The organism is Pseudomonas sp. WC1, assembly GCF_050586565.1.
Taxonomy (GTDB): Bacteria; Pseudomonadota; Gammaproteobacteria; order Pseudomonadales; family Pseudomonadaceae; genus Aquipseudomonas.
This window is the reverse complement of the sequence record NZ_JBOBDQ010000117.1, coordinates 1-2,254: the sequence shown is the minus strand read 5'-3', so window position 1 is coordinate 2,254 and position 2,254 is coordinate 1. Positions and strand designations below refer to the sequence as shown.

The 2,254-nt window shown below is 69.8% G+C and carries 1 protein-coding gene; it reads right to left on the bottom strand.

Annotated features, from left to right (window positions below):
- Window positions 1–2,254: condensation domain-containing protein (locus tag ACQ4OD_RS26270; protein WP_430945213.1), on the bottom strand; the 2,254-nt coding region annotated here is incomplete at both ends.

Below are 2,254 nucleotides of genomic sequence, written 5' to 3'. Positions count from 1 at the left end.
CTGCACGCCCAGCGCGATCAGGTGGTGAGCCAGGCGGTTGGCCTCGGCATTGAGCTGGATAAAACTCAGCTCACCCTGCTCCGCGCAGATGGCCACGGCCTCGGGCGTACGCAGGGCCTGGGCCTCGAACAGCGCCTGGAGGGTCTGGGTCAGGTCGTGAGGCCGCGCCATGCGGTTGCAGTCGTGCACCAGCTGACGGCGCTCATCGAGCGACAGCACCGGCAGTTTCAGCAACGCCTGGCGTGGCTCGCATGCCAGCGCTTCGACCATTGCCTGCAGCACCTGTCGCAGTTGCTCACAGACCCGCGCGGCGCCGACCGCCGCCGGGGTCAGGGCCACCAGACGGAAGCCTGCACCGATGTCGTCCACGCTCAGGCTCAGCGGATAGTTGCTGCGCTCATTGCTCTGCAGGGTCTCGATACCCTGCAGCGCCAGGCGCTGGGCCTCGTCCGCCTGGGTGCCGTGACGGTAGTTGAGCATCGCGCTGAACAGTGGCGCCGGCGCCGGTACGCCGCTGCAGCGCTGGGCCAGGGCCAGCGACGCATGTTCGTGGGCGAGCAAGGCGCTGAGGCGCTGCTGGGTCTGATGCACCGCCTCCTGCAGGGTCGTGGCGCGCAGGTCCAGGCGCAGCGGCAGGGTGTTGATGAACATGCCCAAGGCCTGTTCGGCGCCCTCGCCAGCCTCCAGCCGGCCCAGCAGCACGGTGCCGAACACCACGCTGTCGCGGCCGCTGGTGGCGGCCAGCAGACGGCCGTAGGCCAGGTGGAACAGGCTGGCGACGCTGACACCCAACCGCCGGGCCTGTTGCCGCAGGTCTGCGCACAGGGTCTCGTCCAGCCACAGCTGGGCCTCCTCGATGCCCTGGCCATCGACCTGCACGTCGCCCAGGCCGTAGGGCAAGGTCGGCTCGTCGATATCACCCAGTTGCTCGCGGAAGAACGCCTCGTGCTCGGCCTGGCTGACGCCCAGGCGCGCCTGGGCCACGTAGTTGCGGTACGGCGCGCCCTGCCCGGCGGGCACCGCTGCGCCCTGCAGGTAACCGACCAGCTCGCGGCCCAGTACATCCAGAGCGGTATGGTCGAGGACGATATGGTGGAATTGCAACGCGGCCAGCAACCCTGGACCTTGCGGGTCCGACCAGTGGTACAGGCGCACCAGCGGGGCCTGTTCCAGGGCCAGGGCGTGCGGCACCGCGGCTTCATCCGCCACCTCGAACACCGCCAGAGCGGCCTGGCGCCACACCACCTGCACCGCCTGCGGCAGGCCGTCCCACAGCACCGAGGTGCGTAGCACGTCGTGGCGGGCGATCACCTTGCCCAGGGCATCGACGAAGGCGTGCAGGCGTTCTTGGCTGGCGAACGCCATGCGCGAGGCCAGCACGTAGGGGTCGTGCTCCGGCGAGCTGAGGTGGTGGTAGAGGATGCCCTCCTGCAACGGCGCCAGCGGGTAGATGTCCTGCACGTTGGCCGCGCCGCCCGGCACCGTGGCGACGATGCGCTCGATGGCGGCCGGTTCAAGATCCACCAGTGACAGCATGTCCGGGGTGATCCGGGTGCAGCCGGCCGGGATCCGGTTGGCCGGGACCTCGACCTGGCGGCCCTGGCCCAGGGTCGCCGCCAGCGCCGCCACCGTCGGCTGGCCGAACAAGGTGCGCACGTCGGCCTGCAGACCGGCTTGGCGCAGGCGCGCGGTGAGGGTCACCGCCAGCAGCGAGTGGCCACCGAGTTCGAAGAAGTTGTCGTGGCGACCGACCTGCTCGATACCCAGCACTTCGGCCCAGATCGCGGCTATTGCCACCTCGGAAGCACCGGTCGGCGCGACATAGGCGTGGCGAACCAGGGCCGAGGGATCGGGATCCGGCAGCGCCTTGCGGTCCAGCTTGCCATGGCTGGTCAGTGGCAGTGCGTCCAGGCGAACCAAGGCTTGCGGCAGCAGATGCGCCGGCAGGCTGGCCTGCAAGCCCTCGCGCAGGCGCTCGATATCGACCGCTGCCGCTTCGGTGAACCACGCCAGCAGGCGCTCGTCGCGCACCAGCACCACGGCATCGGCGATGCCCGGCTGGGCCTTGAGCGCGGCCTCGATCTCGCCCAGTTCGACCCGCACACCGCGAATCTTCACCTGGTCATCGTTGCGCCCCTGATAGTCCAGGGTGCCGTCGGCGTTCCAGCGCACCAGGTCGCCGCTGCGGTACATACGGCCAGCGGCGAACGGGTCGTCGAGGAAACGCTCGGCGGTAAGGTCGGGGCGGTTGAAG